The organism is Herbaspirillum sp. NPDC087042 (assembly GCF_044745245.1).
GTDB lineage: Bacteria > Pseudomonadota > Gammaproteobacteria > Burkholderiales > Burkholderiaceae_D > Herbaspirillum.
This window is the reverse complement of record NZ_JBIUZW010000010.1, coordinates 91,893-111,983: the sequence shown is the minus strand read 5'-3', so window position 1 is coordinate 111,983 and position 20,091 is coordinate 91,893. Positions and strand designations below refer to the sequence as shown.

Genomic DNA, 20,091 nt, shown 5'->3' with positions numbered 1-20,091 from the left:
CATGCATCTCGACCACATCGCCATCGTCGCGTCGGCACCGGACTGCGCCCGCCTGCTCAGCTTCTTCGTCGATATCGCTGGCCTGACCGAAGGGCAGCGGCCGCCCTTCGGCAGTGTCGGGCACTGGTTGTACCTGGATGGCCGGGCCGTGCTGCACCTGATCCAGCGCCCGCTGTCAGAACCCGTGAACGACCATGACGTGCCCCGCCCATGCGCCCGCATCGACCACCTGGCGCTGCGTGTGGAGCACGCCGGCCAATGGCAGGCCTTGCTGGCGCGCCTGCGCGAACACCGGATGCCCTACCTGCTTTCCGGCCACCGGGCGCAACAGGAGCAACAGTTGTTCGTCACCCCGGTGCCGGACGTCACCGTCGAGTTCGTCATCGAGGCGCGGTACCTGGTCTGAGAATGGGGGTGTCATCCCGCCTTGACCAAGGACGATACGGACAAGGCAGGAAATCAATCGTTTTTTGGCGTCCCCACGTGCGGCGACCGGGCAGATCCGGGGCCGCGCGGGACAGGGGATTTAGTTTGTGTCAGTATCCGCGAGTCGCGCCACCCGGCGCGACCAACTTACGGAGGTTCAAATGCGAAATCTTTATGTAATGTTGTTATTGCTTGCCTCCCTGCTGCCCCTGCCCTCCGGCGCGGCCAGCAAGGATTTCAGTTTCCCCGCCGGCTTCCACAGCCAGAAAATCACCACCAACGGTACCCGCCTGTATGTCCGCGTCGGCGGCCAGGGACCGGCCGTGGTCCTCTTGCATGGCTTCGGCGAAACCGGCGACATGTGGGCGCCCCTGGTGGCCAGACTGGCCGCCACGCACACGGTGATCGTGCCGGACCTGCGCGGCATGGGCCTGTCGGACCATCCCTCTGGCGGCTTCGACAAGAAGAACGAGGCGCAGGACATCATCGGCGTGCTGGATGCACTCAAGATCGACAAGGTCGACGTCGTCGCGCACGACATCGGCAACATGGTGGCCTATGCCCTCGCCGCACAACAGCCCGAGCGCGTCACCAAGCTGGTGCTCATGGACGCCCCGGTACCTGGCGTGGGGCCGTGGGACGAGATCTTGAAGAGCCCCCTGCTGTGGCACTTCCGCTTCGGTGGCCCGGACATGGAGCGCCTGGTCAAGGGACGTGAACGCATCTATCTCGATCGCTTCTGGAACGAATTCTCGGCCGACCCCAAGCGTTTCGACGAGGCATCGCGCCGTCACTACACCCGCTTCTACGCCTTGCCAGGTGCCATGCATTCGGGATTCGAGCAGTTCCACGCCTTCGATCAGGATGCCATCGACAACAAGGCCTACCTGGCCAAGGGTCCGCTGCCGATGCCGGTCCTGGCCGTGGGTGGCGAGAAGTCCTTCGGCACGATGATGGAAACCGTGGCCCGTGCCGCCGCCAGCAACGTGCAGGGTGCGGTCGTGCCGGACGCCGGTCACTGGCTGATGGAAGAACAGCCGCAGGCGACCATTGCGGTGATCGTCAAGTTCCTTCAGTAGCAACAGCGGCTCGCCGCATGCACTCCCCCACCCTACAGGCAGTGACGCTGTAGGGTGTTTTCATTGCAAAGCCCACAGGCAGGACAAGGTGCTGGCAGGGATCGATCCGGCCACGTCGCAGATGGCGCACCTGGTCACGCCTGAATCTTGCCTCGTGTGCCCCACAACAAGGTGCTGGCGGCCAGGATCATGACGCCCCCGAGATACAGGGTGCCACTGGCCACCGATCCCGTCATCGAGGAAATCCAGCCCACCATCACCGGGCTGGCCAGACTGCCCAGGCTACCCAGGCTGGACACCGCAGCAAACGCCACGGCGACGGCGTGCGGAAAATGCAGGGGAATCATCGACCAGAAACAGGCCAGGCAACCCAGCGTCGCCGCCGTGGCCACGCTGATACATAGCATCGACATGAGCGCCTGCCCCTGTACGATCGGCAGCAGGAGCCAGCCGCTGGAGGCGACCAGCATGCACAGGGCGGCGTGCAGGCGTCGTTCCTGCGTGCGATCGGAGTGGCGCCCCACCAGGAACAGGGTAACAGCGCCGGCCAGGTAAGGCAGGCTCACCAGCAGCCCGATATGCAACGGATCGGCCACGCCCAGCTCCTTGACGATGGTCGGCAGCCAGAATGAGAAACCGCCAATGCTGCCGTTCATGCCGATGCAGTAGAAGGCCAGCAGATAGAGCATGGGATCGCGCAGCACCCCTGCAACCCCGCCACCCGGCTTGCCGGTGCGCGGGACATCGCGCGCCAGGGCCTGGCCGATCAACTGCTTCTCGTCGCTGCTGAGCCAGGGGGCGGATTCGGGCCCGCGACTCAGGCGGAAATAAGCGATCACACCCAGAAGGATCGCCGGGCTGCCCTCCAGCAGGAACAGCCACTGCCATCCACTGACACCCAGTGCGCCATCCAGTCCTTTCATGATCGCCCCCGAGATGGGGCCGCCGATGACGCCCGACAGCGGAATAGCCAGCATGAACAGCGCGGTCACGCGCGCCCGTCGCGCCGCAGGTACCCAGCAGCTCAGGTAGAACAGGATGCCGGGCATGAAGCCCGCTTCCCCCACGCCTAGCAGGAAGCGCAGCAAGTAGAACTGCAACGGCGTGGCGATGAATGCCATGAGCGTGGACATCATGCCCCACAGCACCATGATGCGCATGATCGTGCGAGGCGCGCCGATACGCTGCAACAGCAGATTGCTGGGAACTTCGAAAGCGATGTAGCCCACGTAGAAGAGGCTGGCGCCCAGGCCGTAGATCGCATTGGAAAACCCCAGCTGTTCCCGCATCGACAGTTGGGCGTAACCGATGTTGGTGCGATCGAAGAAATTGACGATGTAGCACAGGAACAGGAAAGGCACGATCCTCTGGACCACCTTGCGAAAGACCGCATCTTCTGCGGTCTTTGCGGACAAGGTGGCGGGGTTGGCGACGACGACGGAGTCGGGCATGCAAGTCCTCCTGGCAAAACGGATAAACGAATTGGCGCGGATGTTCTGTGGTCCTGCGATGCACTGTCGCAGGACGTAGGGGTGGAGCACACTCTGCCGGCGCAGGATGCGCCGGGAGTGGCAATTCCTAGTAGGCGGCGCCCTCGCCGGCAGAGGCCGGGCGCACGCTATTCAACAATTTCACTGCCGCACCGCGCAGTACGCTGGTGTCGGCCCCCAGCGCCAGGAAGCTGGCGCCGGCGGCCAGATATTGCTGGGCCGCCGCCGGATCGCTGGAGAATACGCCCGCCGCCTTGCCCGCTGCACGGATGCCCAAGATGGCTTGCGAGATCGCGGCCTTCACCTCCGCATGGCCGGGCTGGCCGAGATAACCCATGGAGGCCGCCAGGTCGGCCGGGCCGATGAAGACCGCGTCCACGCCCTCCACGGCCGCGATGGCATCCAGGTTTTGCAGGCCAAGCCGGGATTCGATCTGGACGATCAGGCAGCTGTTCTCTTCCACCCTGGCGAAGTAGTCGCTGACGGCATTCCAGCGCGCGCTGCGCTCCAGGGCCGTACCTACTCCACGGATTCCGTCGGGCGGATAACGCATGGCGCGCACCAGCGACTGCGCCTGTTCTGCGGTATCCACCATCGGCACCAGCAGCGTCTGCGCCCCGGTACCTAGCAATTGCTTGATCAGCGACGCATCATGGTTGGGGGGGCGCACCAGGCACTGCACCGGGTAGGCCGCCATCGCCTGCAGCTGGGCCTGTATGGAGCGCAGGTCGTTGGCGGCATGCTCGCCATCGATGAGCAGGTAGTCGTAACCGCAGGTGGCCAGCAGCTCGGCGCCCAGCGGGCTACCCATGCCCAGGAAAAGGCCCAGCTGCAGCCGGCCCGATTGCAGGGCTTGCTTGAAGGTGTTGCGTGGCATGTCCATCTCTGTGTCTCCTGTATTGGCGCTATCGCGCTCGCTCAGACCATGCGGAAGGCGATCTGTCCCAAGGCACCATAGTCGGCCTGGAAAGTGTCTCCGGGCGAGGCCAGCACCGGTCGCGTGAAGGAGCCGGCCAGCACCACATCGCCGGGATTGAGACGTTCGTCATAGGGTGCGATCTTGTTGGCCAGCCAGGCCACCCCATTGGCGGGATGGTTCAACACACCGGCGGCCAGCCCGGTTTCCTCGATCACGCCATTGCGGTACAACATGGCGCCCATCCAGCGCAGGTCGACATCATCGGGCTTGACCGGCAAGCCGCCCAGCACGATACCGGCATTGGCGGCGAAGTCGGAAATGGTATCGAAGACCTTGCGCGGCGCCTTGGTATCGCGGTCGAACTGCTCGATGCGGGCATCGATGATCTCGATGGCCGGTGTCACATAGTCGGTCGCGGCCAGCACATCGAACATGGTCACACCCGGTCCCTGCAGCGGCTTGCCGAGGATGAACGCCAGCTCGACCTCGATGCGCGGGGCGATGAAGCGGTGGAAGGGGATGTCGCCGCCCTGCTCGAAGAACATGTCGTCCAGCAGCGGTGCATAGTCGGGTTCGTTGATCTGCGAGGACTGCTGCATGGCGCGCGAGGTCAGGCCGATCTTGCGTCCCTTGATGACCCGGCCTTCGGCCAGCTTCAGCTTGACCCAGGCGCGCTGGATCGCATAGCCGTCCTCGATGCTCATCTCCGGATAGGCCTGCGAGAAGTGTCGCAGTTGCTGACGGCTCTTCTGGGCTTCGTTGAGCTTGTGCGCGAGTTCGTCGATGGTGCTTTGTGGCAGCATTGTTGTTCTTTCGGTAGTGCGTGTGAGCTGCCTCAGCGGAAGCGGGCATGCAGGTTGTTGTGTTTCCAGCTGGCAGCTTCGCTGGATTCGATGATCTCCAGCGACAGCGCCAGACCGGTCTTCTCGTAGAGCGGCGCGAGTTGCGCCTTGATCAGGTTGAAGAGGGCGTCACCGGTGGCTTTCCTGATCGCATCGGAGCGCCCGGCACCGATGCGCAGCGTGCCGTGGAGGAAGGCGGCATCAGCGGCACCATCGGCAATGCAGTAAGCCTGCGCCGCAAAGGCCCGCACACGTATGCCGCCGATGGGGTAGACGGGCCGGCCAGCGTCCTGGATGCCGGTCAGGCACGCTGCCAGTTCGCGACAAAGGGCCTTGACATCGACACAGGCGGAAAAGGCCGGGTCGTCGACCAGGTTGGCGGAGTACTCCAGGGTGAGATGAGGCATGCGCTTTCCTTTACGCCGCGGCGGCGTTCTTCAAGGGTGTCACGGGGAAGATGGCATTGATCTGGCCGGTGCCGGAGCTACCGAAGTAGGGTGTCACCACCTCCACGCCCTGATCGTAGTGCGCGCCGCCCAGCAAACCCAGCAACATGGCGGTGTCATGCATGCCCCCTTCGCCCCAGCATTTCTCGTTGTACATGGGCAGCATCTCCATGAAGGTCCGCCATTGGCCCTCCTCCCACATCTTCACGACGCGACGGTCGATCTCCTCCAGGAAGGGATCGAAGACCTTGTTCATGAATTCGGGGGCGGTACCGTTCTCGGCAAAGTGGTGCGACAGCGAACCGCTGGCCAATACCGCGACCGTGCCGTCGTAGCGCTCTTCGATGGCACGCCGCACCGCCAGTCCGAAGCGTTCGCTCTCTTCCAGCTTGTGCCAGTTGCACCAGCCGGCGACACTGACCACCTTGAAGTGGCGGTCGGTGTTCATGTAACGCATCGGCACCAGGGTGCCGTATTCCAGGTCCAGCGAGGTATCGCTATGGGCGCGGCTCTTGATACCCATCTCGTTGGCGACGTCGGCGATGAGATGGCCCAGGGCGGCATTGCCTGGATACTCATAGGCCAGGTTCTTGATGAAATGGGGCAGCTCGTTGCTGGTGTAGTTACCCTTGAAGCTGGGCGCGCAGTTGATGTGGTATTCCGAATTGACCAGCCAGTGCACATCGAAGACCACGATGGTATCGACCTCCAGCGCCCGGCAGCGACGCGCAATCTCCAGGTGCCCGTCGATGGCGGACTGGCGGCACCCCTTGTGGGGGCCGTCCAGCTCCGACAGATACATGGACGGGACATGCGTGATCTTGGCGGCGAGTGCGAGTTTTCCCATGTGCTGTGTCTCCTGTTTTTTAATGTGCTGATAGTGTCGGTGTGCGCTTTACGTTCACACTCCCCAGCGTGGGATCGGATGGTCGCCATACGACAGGCAGACGTTCTTGGCCTCGGCAAATACCTCGAAACTGTAGTGGTTGCCTTCGCGCCCCGTCCCCGATGCCTTGACACCACCAAACGGCTGACGCAGGTCCCGCACGTTCTGGCTGTTGACGAAGACCATGCCCGCCTCCACGCTGCGCGCCATGCGGATGGCCCGGCCGGTGCTCTCGGTCCAGACATAGGAGGACAGGCCATAGATGGTGTCGTTGGCGATGCGCACGGCGTCGGCTTCCGTCTCGAACGGGATCAGGCAAGGAACCGGGCCGAAGATCTCGTCCTGGGCAATCTTCATGCGGTTGTCGACATCGGCAAACACGGTGGGCTGGATCCAGTTGCCGTTCTTCAGATGCGCCGGCAGCTCGAGGGTGCCACCGCCGAATACCACACGCGCCCCCTCCTCTTTGCCAAGCGCGATATAGCGCGCCACCTTGGCCTGGTGCTCGGGACTGATCATCGGTCCGATGATGGTGTTCGGATCCAGCGGATCCCCCACCACCAGGCGCGCCGCGCGGGCGGCGAAGTCCGTCACGAAGCGGTCATAGATGCCACTCTGGATGAGGATGCGCGAACCGGCCGTGCAACGCTCGCCGTTGTTGGAGAAGATCATGAACACGGCCGCATCGAGGGCGCGCTCGTAGTCTGCATCGTTGAAGACGATGAAGGGTGACTTCCCGCCCAGCTCCATCGAGAATTTCTTCAGGCCGGCCTGCTGCACGATGCGGTTGCCCGTCGCGGTGCTGCCGGTGAAGGAAATGGCCCGCACGTCGCGATGGGCGATGAGCGGCTCGCCGGCCTCCTTGCCATAGCCATGCACGACATTGAATACGCCCGCAGGAATGCCCGCCTCCAGCACCAGCTGGCCCAGCCGGTCGGCCGTCAGCGGCGACAGCTCCGACATCTTCATGACGGCGGTATTGCCCAGGGCCAGGCAGGGAGCGGTCTTCCAGGTGGCCGTCATGAACGGCACGTTCCAGGGAGAAATCAGGGCGCAGACCCCCACCGGCTGCCACAGCGTGTAGTTCAGGTGACCGGTGTCGGACTGGAATGCCTCCCCATCCATGTGCGCGGCTATCTCGGCAAAGAAGTGAAAATTGTCGGCCGCGCGCGGCACCAGCGCCTTCTTGGTCTGGCCGATGACCTGGCCGGTGTCGCGGGTTTCCAGCTCGGCCAGCTCGGGCACGTTTTGCGTGATGAGCTCACCCAGCCTGCGGATGAGCTTGGCGCGCTCGGCCGCCGGTTTCCCTGCCCATGCGGGGAAGGCGTCCTTGGCAGCCTGGACGGCGGCGGCGACCTCGGCCTCGCCGCCGGCGGCCACCTCTGCCAGCACTTCATTGTTGGCCGGATTACGGGTCTCGAAAGTATGCTTGCTGTCGACTTGCTTGCCGTTGATGAGATGCTTGATCATGGTCATGTGTGCGTGAAGGTTGTCGTTCTTGCGGGTGGCTCTTGTACCCGGTCTTGTGTTCAGTGCGAGCAGTAATACGTCTGGTCATCGACGATGGTATTGACCAGCCGTCCCACGCCCTCGATCTCCGTCACCACCGTGTCACCCGCCACGACATTGGCCAGGCCCTCCGGGGTGCCGGTCAGGATTACGTCACCCGGCGAAAGCGTCATCAACGAGGACAGGTAGGCGATGAGATGCGGAATGTCGAACACCATGTCGCTGGTATTGCCCTGTTGCGTCAGCTTGCCGTTCACGCTGGTCCTGAGCGCGAGCTTCATCGGGTCCGGCACGTGCGCCGCATCCACCAGCCACGGTCCCAGTGGCGTGCAGGCATCGCGGTTCTTCACGCGCAGGTTCGGGCGGTAGTAGTTCTCCAGGTAGTCGCGGATGGCGTAGTCGTTGGCCACGGTATAACCGGCCACGTAGTCATAGGCATCGGCGCGCGACACATGACGTGCCGTCTTGCCGATGACGACGGCCAGTTCGCACTCGTAGTGCATGTAGCTGGCATCGGCGGGCCTGCGGCTGTGACCATGGTGTCCGGTCAGGGCATTGGGCCCCTTCAGGAACACCAGCGGCTGCTCGGGCGCCTTGAAGGCCAGCTCGGCGGCATGGTCCGCGTAGTTCAGCCCGAGCGCAAAGACAGTGCCGACCTCCACCGGTGGCAGCCATTGCACCTCGCTCTCCGGGAAGATCCGTCCATCCGCCAGGCGCACGCGCGCGGTGCCATCGGCACCTGGGCTGGCCGGCTCGACTTCGTGGATGGCGCCGTTGACGACGATGCGACCCCGCACCGGCGCGTTGCCGGCCAGGGGCGACTGCATGTCGTCCGCCCTGTCCGTATCATCCTGCGCGGAGGCCTCTGCGAGCGTGAAGACCAGCCCCGGCAGGCCCTGGGCATGGACGCTCACCTGGTCTCCGATGGCCGCCTGGGGCGCTTGCCACTGTACCCCCACCAGCAGCATGTCACCGCGATGCAGTGTCATGAAGGCGGTCACATCGTGCAAGAGTGCAGGCACGTCGCGTACCAGGTCCGCCAGGCGTCTGCGGGCGATCTCGTGGCCATTGACCTGTGTGATGATCTCGATGCCGGAGACATCCTCCAGCGCCACCTGCTGCACCGCACCCAGGACGCACGCCCCATCGAAGCACTTCTCGCGGATGGCCGGACGGTAGTAGCTGGCATGCGCCATGCTCAGGTCGGCCACCAGCGCATAGCCGCCGATGACATCGGCAGCATTGGCCAGATCGACGCGGGCGGCCTCCCTGCCGATCACGATGCCCAGGGTGGCGCCGATTTCCACCTGGCCGACACCCGCAGGCAGCGCGACCCGCGTGCCGGAATCCCGATGGGTGTTGGCCGGCTTGACGTACAGCACCGGTGCCTGGGGGGCAGCCTTGTAGGGCGCATCGGACAAGGCGGATCCGATGCGCGCCAGGGAATCCCTGTCATTGAGAATGACACCGTAGACGGTACCGCGGCCGAAGGAGGTCTTGCGCGCATTGTTCATGGTTGCAGCTCAGCGTTGTGGAGCAGGCTAATCGCCGGCCCCGGAATCGATGGATGGCCAATCCGGCAGGCACCGGTACGCGGCGTGGCAGGATGGCCAGGCAGCGAGGGCGTGTCTCCGGAATGCGTTTATTGTTGTTCAGCTTTCCAGCCAATCCGGCATGTCACGAATTAGCTAATATGTTCCACAATATAATTACTAACATATTAGCTTGTCAAACAGTTTCTCAGTGTGATGCGGGAATGGTTACGAGGGTGGTTGCGCGAGCGCCCTCCCTCGCCGTTGCCCTGGCGAACGGCGGTATCAGGAAGAGAAGCGGGAAGGTGTGCGGGAGGGGGAGCGGCGGCAGTATCGGGGCCGGACCACTGCCGTGATGCGCGGCAAGGAGGGATCTGCCACGCATCAGGGGAAGGCGGCGGCCTAGTCGGCGCTCTGCCTGGCGACGGCCTTCCTGCGCCCGGCGGACGTTGCCGTCGCCTTCTTGCGCGGCGCCACGTCGGGCAGCGCGATCAGCTCGACGGGCTCTTCGTCGGCCAGGAAATCATCCAGCGCCCGATAGAGGTTGCCGACCACCTCCACGCCGATGCTGTCCTCCAGCCTGGCATATTGCTGTTCCACGCGCGGCGCAATCTCCTTGATCAGCGCCCTGCTCTTGCGGGTCAGCGACACCAGCATGCGACGCTGGTCGGTATCCACCCTGTTACGCTCGACCAGCTCCATGTCTTCCATTCGCACCAGCACCCCGGCGAGGCTGGGACTGAGGATCTGGCAGGTCTCGCAGATCTGCCATTGCTCCATCGGTCCGTTGAAGTCGCTGATGGCGCGGATCACCCGCCACTGCTGCTCTGTCAGGCCGTAGTGATTGAGGATGCGGCGAAAATTGACCATGACCCGTTCGCGCGCCTGCAACAGCAACAGGGCCAGGTTCCGGTGTTTGAAGGATTTATCCATTGATGCGCTTTTCCACTGGTTTCCAATCCGGCAGGACAGCCCCGGGGCCATGCCTTGCCGTCGACAAAGGAATATATTAGTGAATTCTAGCACTTGCACCAAGCCCTCCTGCATCAATGAGGGATGTTCCGGCTGCGCTGCAGCTGCGGCTTGCCACGCTGGCGACCGTTCTCGGAGACCACCTGCAGGTATCGGCTGAACAGGTCGGTCAGGGAGCTGACCTGCAATTTCTTGTATATGCGCTTGCGCAGGGTGCGCACTGTATGCGTGCTGATATCCAGGTCCAGCGCCACGCCCTCGTTGCTGGCACCCGCCAGCAGCCGACGGCACACCTCCATCTCCCTGCCCGACAGTGACTTGAGCAGGTCCTCCCGCACCTGCACCTCGGCTTGCGTGGCCGGCACCGGCGCCAGGGTGGGCAGTGCCGGTGCCTTGCCTGCGGCCAAGACTACCTTTTCCGCATGCAGCCATACCAGTGCCGTCACCAGCTTCGCCAGTGACTGCGCCTGCTTCAGATCGGCGGCGGAGAACGGCCCCGATGCCGACAGCCGATAGAGGTTGCAACAGACCATGGCATCGTCACGGCTGCTGATGAGGGAAATCTTGTCGCACAGGCCCACCCGCTCGAAGAAGAAGGCACTATAGGCGGGCGAGCCATTCAACTGGCTGTCGAAAGGCAGGGCCACGGCGTCGTTCTTGCCGATATCCCAGGACGATGGCAGGCTGCGGTCCAGCAGGTAGTAGCGGTCGAGGTAGCGCTGGTTGAGGGTATGGGCGATGCGTGCCGGCACCATGCCCTCGGTGAAGAGACCGTCGATGGCGTAGCGGCCGACCCGGTTGGCCACGACGTGGTCGGCCCGCAATGCCGATTTCAAGAAACGGAACACGGCCACGCCGAAATCGGGCCGACCCACCGCCGCCATCATCTGGCCGATGTCATCGTAACTGCGCAAGAGCATCTGCTGCGCGTCGGAGCAGGGCGCGGCGGGGCACGGATGACGGCTGGTCAGGTCATTGGCTGGCGTCAGGTTCATGGCTGGCAATCGCAGTGGAAGACGGGCGGCCCTGACGGGCCGCCGCAAGGCCGCGTCCGTCAGGCGGGTTGCTCCTGCCGGTGCGGAACCTGGATCATTGTAACGGTCCCGGCCGCTCCGGTCGCGACCGACCTGGCGGCCTGTTCGGCCTCGGCGCGGGCTTTCAGGTAACGCCGCATGGCCACCGATGGCCCGTCGGCGGCCACCGACATCTCGAACATTTCATCCGGATCCGTCTCCAGCCAGACTTGCTCCAGCGCCGCCAGTCCCTCAACATCTTCGTTGAAGGCCGCAAACAGGTTCTCGTGCATGAAGTGCGTGATCCCCGCGTCTTCCTGTGCGAAGTCCCGGCCATGCACGATGAAGTAGTGGCTGGAGGAATGCGTCTGCGGGGTCAGCAGGTGCGCGGTCTTGATCCTGGAGACACGCCGCTGCGCCTCGGGGAGCTGACTGTCGTAGAAACTGACATTGACCTGGTGGAAGGCCGGCGACTTGAATTCCGACTTGACGATGCGGGCCGCGCTCTTGCATCCCTCCAGGCCGGTGGGACGGGCCCAGACCGGCGGTAGTTCGGTGGGGACCACGTCGCGGTGCAGGGCAAAGTAGCCATCCCGGATTTCGCTCCTGAACGGGGCCTTGGCGTAGTCCGGCGTACCGATGGTATCGGCGTGCAGGAAGCTCAGATGCGTCAGGTCGAGCAGGTTCTCGTGCATGCTGACGTAATTGGATTGCAGGTCGAAATAGCCGCTCGACGTCTCCCATTCCGGCTGACCCAGCCAGGCTTGCTCGGGCAGGCGCTGCGGATCGGCAGCGGCCGGGTCGCCCATCCAGATCCAGACCAGCGGACCACGCTCGACCAGCGGGTACTGGGCCACGCCCACTCCCTTGGGACAGTTGGCCGCCGAAGGAACCTCGATGCAATTGCCTTGCTCGTCATAACGAAAGCCGTGGTAGCCGCAGACGACGGTATCGCCTTCGAGCCGGCTGCGCGACAAGGGGAAGGCACGGTGCGCACAGCGGTCGGCCAATGCAACGGGCTTGCCCGCGCTGGTGCGGAACATCACGATGCGCTTGCCCAGCAGGGTGCGCGGCAGCAGCGCCTGCTTGAGTTCAGCGGCGAAGGCGGCCACGTACCATTCATTGAACACGAACGGCGTAGCGCGATTTGCCATGCTGGTCGAACTTCTCTTGAGGGCCTGCAAGACGGCCGGCGATGGAAGTGACATTGTTTCTCCTGGTCAGTGTATGAGGGCTTGCCGGCGCTCAGGCCGTCACGGTGGCACTTACCGACTGCAGCCCGGCGCCGGCCTGGACCACCCTTTGCTGCTGCGCCTTGATGCGCTTGTTCATCAGCCAGCGGAAGTGGCCCAGTGCGTTGTCCACCGGCAGCGGCATCATCTTGAAATCCGGATCCAGCGCCAGCGACCGTTGTTGCGCGTGGATCATGTCCCAATCCTCCTTGAAGGCCGCCACCACGTCGCCATGCAATTGCGCGGTCACGCGCGGATCATCGATGGCGAAGTCATGCGCCTGGGAAAAGAAGTAATGGCTGCTGTGCTCGCTCTCCGGCGTGATCGCCTGGGCGCTGCGGAACTGCACCGCATTCTCGCGATTGCCAGCCTGCGCTCCCTGCCCCGCCGGCGCGCTGCCGGAATCCATGAGCAGCACGCCCGGCACCAGGAAGTCGTAGATGTTCCAGCGATCCACGTTGGCGCTCCACCCGGTCAGGTTCTTCACGAATGGCGCCGGCGGGCCATCGGTGAACCAGCGATTGATGCGCACACCGCTGTCCGAGCGCTCGACGAGGGCACGGCTTTCGGCATAGCCTGCGCTGCCGCCCAGGGTGGTCTCGTGCAGGAAGGGCAGGTGCGAGAAATCCAGCAGATTGTCGGCGATGAGCAGGTAATTGACGTCGTAGTGGATGTAGTCCGGCTGGTAGCGCCAGGCCGGGCTATCGAGCCAGTAGGTGTCGGGGATCAGCCCGGGATCGGCCAGGGCCGGATCCCCCATCCAGATCCATACCCAGTTGCTGCGTTCGACCACCCGCAAGGCGGGCAGGCAGGCCGCCGGCGGAATGTGCTGCATGCCGGGCACCTGGACGCAGGCACCGGAGCTGGAAAATTTGAGGCCGTGGTACATGCAGCGGATCTGGCCCTCTTCGATCCGACCCTTGGACAAGGGCGCAGCGCGATGTGGGCAGCGGTCGGGCAGCGCGACGACCTCGCCGTTCTCGCCGCGCCAGAACACCACGGGCTGGCCAATGATCGTGCGCGAGAAGGGATGCGTGGCACTGATCTCATGCGACCAGGCGGCCACATACCATGTGTCTTTCAGGAACATCGTTGTCTCCAGCGTTCTTGACAGGGAAGACGATGGCGCCCTCTGCGTGGCTGCTGTACTTCGTCTTCAGAAAAAATTATAGAGAATCGGGCAAATAATTCCGTACCCCAGAAAGGGTACAAGATGCCGCCCGCACGTCCTGTGGCAAGCGCCTTCAGCTACAGGTCCAGCACCAGCAACGGCCCCCTTGAGCGCGAGCAGCAGGGCGTCATCTGGTCATTGAGCGCGTGCTCGGCGTCGTTGAAATACAGGTCGCGATGATCGGGCTCCCCGGCCAGCACCCGGGTGATGCAGGTGCCGCAGACGCCCTGCTCGCAGGAAACCGGGATCTCCACCCCGCCATCGGCCAGCACCGCGATGATGCTGCGTCCGGGCGGGACCGTATAGCGCGCACCGCTGCTGGCCACCTCCACCTCGAAGCTGGCCTCGGCGTCGCGGGCCACCGCTGCGGGCAGGCCGAAATATTCGCGGACGATATTGCCATCGTCCCAGCCCGCGGCACGGGCGCTGGCGATCACGAAATCGATGTAGCCCTTGGGGCCGCACACATAGATCGGGGTGTCGACGGAAGAGGCCGCCAGTATCGCGACGATGTCCAGGCGCTGCTCCGGCACACCGTCATCGAGGTGGAAATGCACCGAGCCGGCGTAGGGGGAGGCCAGGATTTCATCGTGAAACGCCAGATGCCGCATGCTGCGCGCACAGTAGTGGAGTGCGAACTCCCGACCGGCGCCGGACAAGGCCTGCGCCATGCACAGGATGGGCGTGATGCCGATACCGCCCGCAAACAGCAGGATGGCGCGGGAGGCCACCGCCGGCTGCAAGGAAAAATGGTTTCTGGGCGTACTGATGCGGATCTGGTCGCCCTCGCCCACGAGCTCGTGCATACCTGCGGAGCCGCCGCGCGATGCGGCCTCCCTCAGGACGGCAATGCGATAGTGGCCACGCTCTCCCGGCGCATTGCACAGCGAATACTGGCGCAGGAGGGTAGCGCCGTCGGCGCCGGGCACATGGACATCGATATGGGCGCCAGCATCGAAGCCGGGCAATACCTGGCCATCCAGCGCTGCCAGCTCGAAGCTGGCGATATCCTGGGCTGCGATGGATTTTTTCGTGACTCTGACCAGAAGACTCGTCATGTGATGCATCCAGTGATGGTTCAGTGAAGGTGGAATGGCATGCCCGCAGCGGCCATGCCGGCGCCCGGGGGACCTCAGAAAGTATGTCGCACGCCCAGGTGGAGCACGCGCTGCGTCGACCCCGAAGAGGCAGACATGGTGAAGAGCTGGGCGGTCAGCGGCGTGCCGGCGGCATTGGTGCCGGAGACGTTTTCGTTGGCCGCGACCACGTACAGGTTGGTCCGCCGGGACAGATAGTAGGCTGCCGACAGGCTCACGATATTGAGCCCGGCCTGCGCGCGCACATCGGTATGGGAATAATCGGCGCCCAGCACGAGCGCGTCCGACAGGTTCCAGCGCGAGCCGATCTCATAGGTGCGCGCCGTCCGGTTGCTCAGGCCGAAGTTCGATTGCGTGGCATTGCCATGCACGAATACGCGCTCGAACTGGTAGGAGCCACCCAGTGCAACGGAACGCAGCACGTCACCGCTTCCGGTGGCGCCGAACGGATTCGAGGAGGTCGACAACAGCGCCGCGTTCGTCACGTTGCTGCCGCTGGCCCACAGATAGGCGGCACCGAGGCTGAGCGGGCCATTCACGTAGGAGAGGCCGGCGTTGCGCGTGCTGTTCTGCTTGTTGTCTCCCGCCTGCTCGCCGAAACCGTAGGTCACGATGCCGGTGAATCCGCCGAGGCTGGCCGTCGTGTATTTCACGGAATTGTCGGTGGGGATGTTGAGCACCCGGTCATGATCCCCCGGATGGGTGCTCAGGTAGCTGGGCCCGTAGGCCAGCATGGAAGCTGCGTAGGGAGCGATGGCATCGACGGTGGCATTGGACTGCCGCCCCAGCGACACCGAACCGAATCCCCCCTTCAGACCCACGCGTGAATCGCGGCTGAACAACACGTTGGCGGTGGCCATCGATCCATCGTCCAGATTGAAACCGTTTTCCAGCGCAAAGAATGCGGCATAGCCGCCGCCCAGGTCTTCCGTACCACGGAAACCGATACGTGACTGCTGCAACGTGCCGGCATCCATGCGCCAGTTGGATTTCCCACCCTGGTTGCTGACATAGGTGGGGCCGATATCCAGGATCCCGTAGATCGTGACCTGCGAGGTCTGCGCCACGCCTGGGCCCGCGACCATGCCCAGCGCCGAGGCCACCGATATGGCCGTCAACAATGACTTCCTTGCCTTCATGATGTCTCCTCTTCTGTCGTTTTTATCGTTCCCGCCCCCTTTGCGGCGGGCAGCCGCAGGCGGCAGGCTTGTCCATGGACGCAAGGCGCGCCATGGCCTGCGATGACAATAAAAAACTCGTTACTCGCGTTTTATGTCACGCTGAAGAGGAATTATAGGGAGTCTGAAAATTGACGCAGTACCGCTGATGAGGTATGCAATACACGAACATGAATATTGCTTTCACGCTCGCAACCATAGCTGAAACAACCCGTTAATTACTGGATTGTAGCGGATCATCCTGACCAATCCGATTTTGCTTTCCGGGGTAGTCTGGAGACAATAAAAAAAGCCGGCGCATTCCCATGAAGTCCGGAAACGCGCCAGCAAGGCCCTAAAAAACAGTATTTTGCTCGCTTTTAAATGACACCTCTAGGCAGCCTGGACATGCCTGCCCTTCCCCATGCCAAGGTAGGTCTCGATCACGCGGGGGTCGCAGGCCAGCGCCGGAGCGGCCCCCTCCAGCACCAGGTTGCCGGTTTCGATGACGTAGCCGTAGTCGGACACCTGCAGGGCCGCACGCGCATTCTGTTCGATCAGCAGCGTGGCCACGCCGGTGGCGCGCAGGCCGGAAATGATATTGAAGATTTCCTTGACGATGAGCGGCGCCAGACCGAGGCTGGGCTCGTCGAGCATGAGCAAGCGGGGCTTGCCCATCAGCGCGCGTCCGATGGCCAGCATCTGGCGCTCGCCGCCAGACATGGTGCCCGCCGCCTGCAGGCGGCGCTCGTGCAAGCGCGGGAAGAGCTGGTAGACCCACTCCAGCTGGCTGAGATAGTCCCGGTCTTCGGCCCGGCGACGCTGGCGATAGCGACGGAAGCTACCCAGCAGGAGATTGTCCTGGACCGACATGTCGGCGAACAGCTCCCGGGTCTCCGGCACCAAGGCCATGCCGGCCTGGACCCGTTCCTCCACTTCCATGTCGTCGATGGCCAGGCCGTCGTAGCTGACTCGGCCCTGGCTGGGCAGCATGCCGGCGATGGCATTGAGAAGGGTCGACTTGCCGGCGCCATTGGGGCCGATCACGCTCACGATACTGCCAGGCGCGACCTTGATCGATACGCCACTGACGGCTTCGACCTTGCCGTAGCACACGCGCATCGCTTCCACCGTCAGGATGGGTGTCTGCATCATTGGACTCCTCCCAGGTAGGCCTCAAGGACCACCGGATCGTTTTGCACCTGTACCGGCGTGCCCTCGGAGATCTTGGTACCGAACTCCATGACCACCAGGTGATCGGTCAGTTCCATGACGAAATCCATGTCGTGCTCGACCAGGAGGATGCTCATCCCCTCGTCACGCAACTGTCGCAAGAGACTGGCGAGTGCTTCCTTTTCCTTGAGCCTGAGTCCGGCCGCCGGCTCATCAAGCAAGAGCAGTAGCGGATCGCTGCACAGGGCGCGGGCGATTTCGAGGATGCGCTGCTGGCCCAGCGCCAGCGAACCCGCCGGCACATGCAGATAATCCCCCAGGCCGACGCGCTCCAGCTGGCGTCGCGCCTCCGCCAGCAGTGCCCGCTCCTGGCTGCGCTCCAGCTTGAACATGGCCGCCAGCACGTTCAGCAGATGGCTGCGGCCAGTGCGCAAATGAGCGCCGAGGGCCACATTCTCCAGGACCGACATGGTGGGCAGCATCTGCACGTGCTGGAAGGTGCGGCCCATGCCACGGCGGACGATCTGCCGCGCGCTGAGCCGGTTGACCTCGGCCCCGTTGAAGACGATCTTGCCGCGAGTCACACCCAGCACGCCGCTGATCAGGTTGAACATGGTCGACTTGCCTGCCCCGTTGGGACCGATCAGGCCGATGATATCGCCGGCCTTCAGGCGGAAGCTGACGTCATTGACGGCTACGAGCCCACCGAACTGCTTGCGCACCTGCTGCACTTCCAGGATGGGCTGGCCACCTTTCGGCTTGTCACGGGTCGCCAGCCGGGCCACGGGGCCGGCACTGACGGTGGTATGCGCCGCGACGGTGCCAGCCCCGACACGTCCCCGCCCCGGGGATGTCGCGGAGAACAGGCTGCGGACGAACGGCCACAAGCCTTCCTGGGCAAACTGCAGGATCAGGATGAGGATGAGGCCATACACGACGATCTCGATATTGCCATCCCCGCCCAACAGCGCCGGCAACCATACCTGCAGCTTGTCATGCAGCAGCGTCATCAACAATGCGCCCAGCAGGCCGCCCCAGACATGGCTGGCGCCTCCGATGACGGCCATCATCAGGTACTGGATGCCCATGTTCACACCAAACGGCGTGGGATTCACGGCCCGCTGGAAATGCGCGTACAGCCAGCCGGACAAGGCCGCGAACAACGCCGCCAGCACGAACAGGGTGATCTTGTAGCGCGCGGTATCCACGCCCATGGCCTCGGCCATCGATACGCCGCCCTTGAGCGCGCGCATCGCACGTCCGGGCCGGGAGTCCAGCAGATTGAGCGAGACCAGCACGGTCGCCATGACGCAGAACCAGATCAGCCAGTACATGGCGCGGCCACTCTCCAGCGAGAATCCCGCCAGCGTGATGGGTGCGATGCCGGAGAGACCATCGTATTTGCCCAGCCACTCCATGTTCCCGAACAGGAAGTAGAGCGACAGTCCCCAGGCGATCGTCGCCAGCGGCAGGTAGTGGCCGGACATGCGCAAGGTGATCTGCCCGATGACCCAGGCACTGGCGCCGGTGAGCAGCAGGCCGGCCAGCAGGCACAGCCAAGGCGACGCGCCGAAACGGGTGGTCAGGTAGGCGGTCGTATAGGCGCCCAGGCCGACAAAGGCAGCCTGGCCGAACGAGGTCAGCCCGCCCACGCCGGTCAGCAGGACCAGTCCGACGCAGACGATGCCATACAGGCCGACGTAGTTGGCCTGGGTGATCCAGAAGTCGGGAACCGGCAGCAGTGGCAGCAGAGCCACGGCAAGCGCCAGCAGGAGATAGCCGCGATGAGCGCGCATCATTCATCACCTCCGCCATGGGAAGTTGTCATCGAACGCCAGAGCAGGATAGGGATGATCGCCGTGAAGACGATCACTTCCTTGTATTCGCTGGCCCAGAAGGAAGAGAAGGATTCCAGCAGGCCGACCATGACCGCGCCCAGCGCCGCCAGCGGATAGCTGATCAGGCCGCCGAGGATGGCGCCGACGAAGCCCTTGAGCCCGATCAGGAATCCCGAGTCGTAGTAGATGGCCGTGGAGGGCACGATCAGGATCCCCGACAACGCGCCGATAAAGGACGCCATGAACAGGGAGAGTTTACCTGCCATGGTGGTGGAGATCCCCATCAGGCGTGCGCCGCTGCGGTTCATCGCGGTGGCGATCAGGGCCTTGCCATAGAACGTGCGGCTGAAGAAGAAAGCCAGCGCCAGGATCAGCAGCAACGACACGGCGATCACCATCAGGCTCTGGCCACTGAACTGCAACTCACCCAGGGACAGGCTGGCATCGACGTAGGGCGTCACGCGCGATCCCTCCGGGCCGAAGAAGACCAGGCCCAGGCCCACCATCATGAAATGCACGCCCACCGACACAATGAGCAGGATTAGCACTTTCGCATTGGCCAGCCGCTGATAGGCCAGGCGGTAGATCATCGGCCCCAGCGGCGCGACGATGGCCAGCGACAACACCACCTGCAGGAACACCGGCAACTGGCGCGGCGCGGCCCACCAGGCCAGGGCCACGACAGCCAGTGGCAACACCAGCTTGACCAATACCATTCGCGTGAGCACGCGACGGCGTCCGGCAAGCAAGGCTGCGCGCACGTCCAGCGCCGTCGTCAACAGCGCCAGCACCGCCAGCAGCCAGGCCGTCCCGGGCAGCACGCCGTTCTGGAAGGCCACCAGCGTGAGCGCACCGAATGCGACGAACTCACCCTGCGGCAGAAAGATGATGCGGGTGACGGCAAATACCAGCACCAGTGCCAGTGCGACCAGTACGTAGACGGCACCATTGGTCAGGCCGTCCTGGGCCAGGATGGCAATGATAGACAGGTCCATCGTTCAGCTCCATCGCGCCATTGACTGGCACGGCCTGGGCAACATCGGCACAGGAGGACGGGAAGCGGCATCGGGCAGGCGGGTGCGCATGCGCGGCCCCGCGAATTCTGGATCAGGCATAAGTCTCCTCGCGTGGAGAGGGCATGGCTGCGGCACATCGGGCTGCAGAATGACCGGCTCCTGTTTGTTGGTGCGAACGGCTTTCCCGGCTGGGACGCGCTCGCTTTTTAATTAACATATTAACGATTAATGTAACATGCTCATAAAGCCTGTCAAGTATAATCAGGGGATCCGCTAGCGATATTCCGCCCGGC

At 63.7% G+C, this 20,091-nt stretch carries 18 protein-coding genes and 1 pseudogene; 2 read left to right on the top strand and 17 right to left on the bottom strand.

Going from position 1 to position 20,091, the window contains the following annotated elements; genetic code table 11:
- Window position 1: 1 nt before the first annotated feature.
- Window positions 2-406, top strand: a complete 405-nt coding sequence (locus ACIPHN_RS15020; RefSeq protein WP_400437409.1) for an extradiol dioxygenase — start codon at window positions 2-4, stop codon at window positions 404-406.
- Window positions 407-587: 181 nt separating this feature from the next.
- Complete coding sequence (locus ACIPHN_RS15015) at window positions 588-1,505, top strand: alpha/beta fold hydrolase (RefSeq protein WP_400437407.1); 918 nt, start codon at window positions 588-590, stop codon at window positions 1,503-1,505.
- A 134-nt stretch (window positions 1,506-1,639) separates the two neighbouring features.
- On the opposite strand, the gene ACIPHN_RS15010 is transcribed toward ACIPHN_RS15015, so the two are convergent.
- From ACIPHN_RS15010 to ACIPHN_RS14930, 17 genes and pseudogenes are all read right to left on the bottom strand, one after another.
- A complete protein-coding gene (locus ACIPHN_RS15010) occupies window positions 1,640-2,956 on the bottom strand; it encodes an MFS transporter (RefSeq protein ID WP_400437406.1) in 1,317 nt (438 codons plus the stop codon).
- Window positions 2,957-3,083: 127 nt separating this feature from the next.
- Window positions 3,084-3,878 carry an HpcH/HpaI aldolase/citrate lyase family protein gene (locus tag ACIPHN_RS15005; protein WP_400437404.1) on the bottom strand — a complete coding sequence of 265 codons (795 nt, stop codon included), beginning with the start codon at window positions 3,876-3,878 and terminating at the stop codon, window positions 3,084-3,086.
- 35 nt (window positions 3,879-3,913) lie between these two features.
- A complete protein-coding gene (hpaH, locus tag ACIPHN_RS15000; protein ID WP_400437402.1) occupies window positions 3,914-4,717 on the bottom strand; it encodes a 2-oxo-hept-4-ene-1,7-dioate hydratase in 804 nt (267 codons plus the stop codon).
- Window positions 4,718-4,749: 32 nt separating this feature from the next.
- Entirely contained in the window at window positions 4,750-5,163 is a 414-nt protein-coding gene (locus ACIPHN_RS14995) for a 5-carboxymethyl-2-hydroxymuconate Delta-isomerase (protein WP_400437400.1), read from the bottom strand.
- Window positions 5,164-5,173: 10 nt separating this feature from the next.
- Window positions 5,174-6,049, bottom strand: a complete 876-nt coding sequence (hpaD, locus tag ACIPHN_RS14990) for a 3,4-dihydroxyphenylacetate 2,3-dioxygenase (protein WP_400437399.1) — start codon at window positions 6,047-6,049, stop codon at window positions 5,174-5,176.
- Between the two features lie 54 nt (window positions 6,050-6,103).
- A complete protein-coding gene (gene hpaE / locus ACIPHN_RS14985) occupies window positions 6,104-7,564 on the bottom strand; it encodes a 5-carboxymethyl-2-hydroxymuconate semialdehyde dehydrogenase (protein ID WP_400437397.1) in 1,461 nt (486 codons plus the stop codon).
- Between the two features lie 53 nt (window positions 7,565-7,617).
- Window positions 7,618-8,424, bottom strand: a complete 807-nt coding sequence (locus tag ACIPHN_RS14980) for a fumarylacetoacetate hydrolase family protein (protein WP_400437567.1) — start codon at window positions 8,422-8,424, stop codon at window positions 7,618-7,620.
- A 57-nt stretch (window positions 8,425-8,481) separates the two neighbouring features.
- A pseudogene (locus ACIPHN_RS14975) lies at window positions 8,482-9,111 on the bottom strand (fumarylacetoacetate hydrolase family protein); the annotation flags it as partial.
- Between the two features lie 420 nt (window positions 9,112-9,531).
- Window positions 9,532-10,062: a homoprotocatechuate degradation operon regulator HpaR gene (gene hpaR / locus ACIPHN_RS14970; RefSeq protein ID WP_400437395.1), complete on the bottom strand. Its 531-nt coding sequence runs from the start codon at window positions 10,060-10,062 to the stop codon at window positions 9,532-9,534.
- A 113-nt stretch (window positions 10,063-10,175) separates the two neighbouring features.
- Entirely contained in the window at window positions 10,176-11,096 is a 921-nt protein-coding gene (locus tag ACIPHN_RS14965) for a LuxR C-terminal-related transcriptional regulator (protein WP_400437393.1), read from the bottom strand.
- Between the two features lie 59 nt (window positions 11,097-11,155).
- On the bottom strand, window positions 11,156-12,268 hold the full coding sequence (locus ACIPHN_RS14960; protein WP_400437391.1) for a Rieske 2Fe-2S domain-containing protein: 1,113 nt from the start codon (window positions 12,266-12,268) through the stop codon (window positions 11,156-11,158).
- A gap of 91 nt (window positions 12,269-12,359) precedes the next feature.
- Window positions 12,360-13,436 (bottom strand): Rieske 2Fe-2S domain-containing protein, encoded by a 1,077-nt coding sequence (locus ACIPHN_RS14955; RefSeq protein ID WP_400437389.1) that lies wholly within the window; start codon window positions 13,434-13,436, stop codon window positions 12,360-12,362.
- A 158-nt stretch (window positions 13,437-13,594) separates the two neighbouring features.
- Window positions 13,595-14,575, bottom strand: a complete 981-nt coding sequence (locus tag ACIPHN_RS14950; protein ID WP_400437387.1) for a PDR/VanB family oxidoreductase — start codon at window positions 14,573-14,575, stop codon at window positions 13,595-13,597.
- A gap of 74 nt (window positions 14,576-14,649) precedes the next feature.
- A complete protein-coding gene (locus tag ACIPHN_RS14945) occupies window positions 14,650-15,753 on the bottom strand; it encodes a porin (protein ID WP_400437385.1) in 1,104 nt (367 codons plus the stop codon).
- Window positions 15,754-16,164: 411 nt separating this feature from the next.
- Window positions 16,165-16,926, bottom strand: coding sequence for an ABC transporter ATP-binding protein (locus ACIPHN_RS14940; RefSeq protein ID WP_400437383.1), 762 nt, complete (start codon window positions 16,924-16,926; stop codon window positions 16,165-16,167).
- Window positions 16,923-18,743, bottom strand: a complete 1,821-nt coding sequence (locus ACIPHN_RS14935) for an ATP-binding cassette domain-containing protein (protein ID WP_400437381.1) — start codon at window positions 18,741-18,743, stop codon at window positions 16,923-16,925. Before ACIPHN_RS14935 ends, ACIPHN_RS14940 begins: the two co-directional genes overlap by 4 nt.
- Window positions 18,740-19,777: a branched-chain amino acid ABC transporter permease gene (locus tag ACIPHN_RS14930; RefSeq protein WP_400437379.1), complete on the bottom strand. Its 1,038-nt coding sequence runs from the start codon at window positions 19,775-19,777 to the stop codon at window positions 18,740-18,742. The genes ACIPHN_RS14935 and ACIPHN_RS14930 overlap by 4 nt, the downstream gene beginning before the upstream one ends.
- Window positions 19,778-20,091: the final 314 nt, after the last annotated feature.

Coding starts and splice junctions, on each gene's coding strand:
- ACIPHN_RS15020 (WP_400437409.1), top strand. CDS start 2: ATGCATCTCGACCACATCGCCATCGTCGCGTCGGCACCGGACTGCGCC.
- ACIPHN_RS15015 (WP_400437407.1), top strand. CDS start 588: ATGCGAAATCTTTATGTAATGTTGTTATTGCTTGCCTCCCTGCTGCCC.
- ACIPHN_RS15010 (WP_400437406.1), bottom strand. CDS start 2,956: ATGCCCGACTCCGTCGTCGTCGCCAACCCCGCCACCTTGTCCGCAAAG.
- ACIPHN_RS15005 (WP_400437404.1), bottom strand. CDS start 3,878: ATGGACATGCCACGCAACACCTTCAAGCAAGCCCTGCAATCGGGCCGG.
- hpaH (WP_400437402.1), bottom strand. CDS start 4,717: ATGCTGCCACAAAGCACCATCGACGAACTCGCGCACAAGCTCAACGAA.
- ACIPHN_RS14995 (WP_400437400.1), bottom strand. CDS start 5,163: ATGCCTCATCTCACCCTGGAGTACTCCGCCAACCTGGTCGACGACCCG.
- hpaD (WP_400437399.1), bottom strand. CDS start 6,049: ATGGGAAAACTCGCACTCGCCGCCAAGATCACGCATGTCCCGTCCATG.
- hpaE (WP_400437397.1), bottom strand. CDS start 7,564: ATGACCATGATCAAGCATCTCATCAACGGCAAGCAAGTCGACAGCAAG.
- ACIPHN_RS14980 (WP_400437567.1), bottom strand. CDS start 8,424: ATGCAGTCGCCCCTGGCCGGCAACGCGCCGGTGCGGGGTCGCATCGTC.
- hpaR (WP_400437395.1), bottom strand. CDS start 10,062: ATGGATAAATCCTTCAAACACCGGAACCTGGCCCTGTTGCTGTTGCAG.
- ACIPHN_RS14965 (WP_400437393.1), bottom strand. CDS start 11,096: ATGAACCTGACGCCAGCCAATGACCTGACCAGCCGTCATCCGTGCCCC.
- ACIPHN_RS14960 (WP_400437391.1), bottom strand. CDS start 12,268: ATGGCAAATCGCGCTACGCCGTTCGTGTTCAATGAATGGTACGTGGCC.
- ACIPHN_RS14955 (WP_400437389.1), bottom strand. CDS start 13,436: ATGTTCCTGAAAGACACATGGTATGTGGCCGCCTGGTCGCATGAGATC.
- ACIPHN_RS14950 (WP_400437387.1), bottom strand. CDS start 14,575: ATGACGAGTCTTCTGGTCAGAGTCACGAAAAAATCCATCGCAGCCCAG.
- ACIPHN_RS14945 (WP_400437385.1), bottom strand. CDS start 15,753: ATGAAGGCAAGGAAGTCATTGTTGACGGCCATATCGGTGGCCTCGGCG.
- ACIPHN_RS14940 (WP_400437383.1), bottom strand. CDS start 16,926: ATGATGCAGACACCCATCCTGACGGTGGAAGCGATGCGCGTGTGCTAC.
- ACIPHN_RS14935 (WP_400437381.1), bottom strand. CDS start 18,743: ATGATGCGCGCTCATCGCGGCTATCTCCTGCTGGCGCTTGCCGTGGCT.
- ACIPHN_RS14930 (WP_400437379.1), bottom strand. CDS start 19,777: ATGGACCTGTCTATCATTGCCATCCTGGCCCAGGACGGCCTGACCAAT.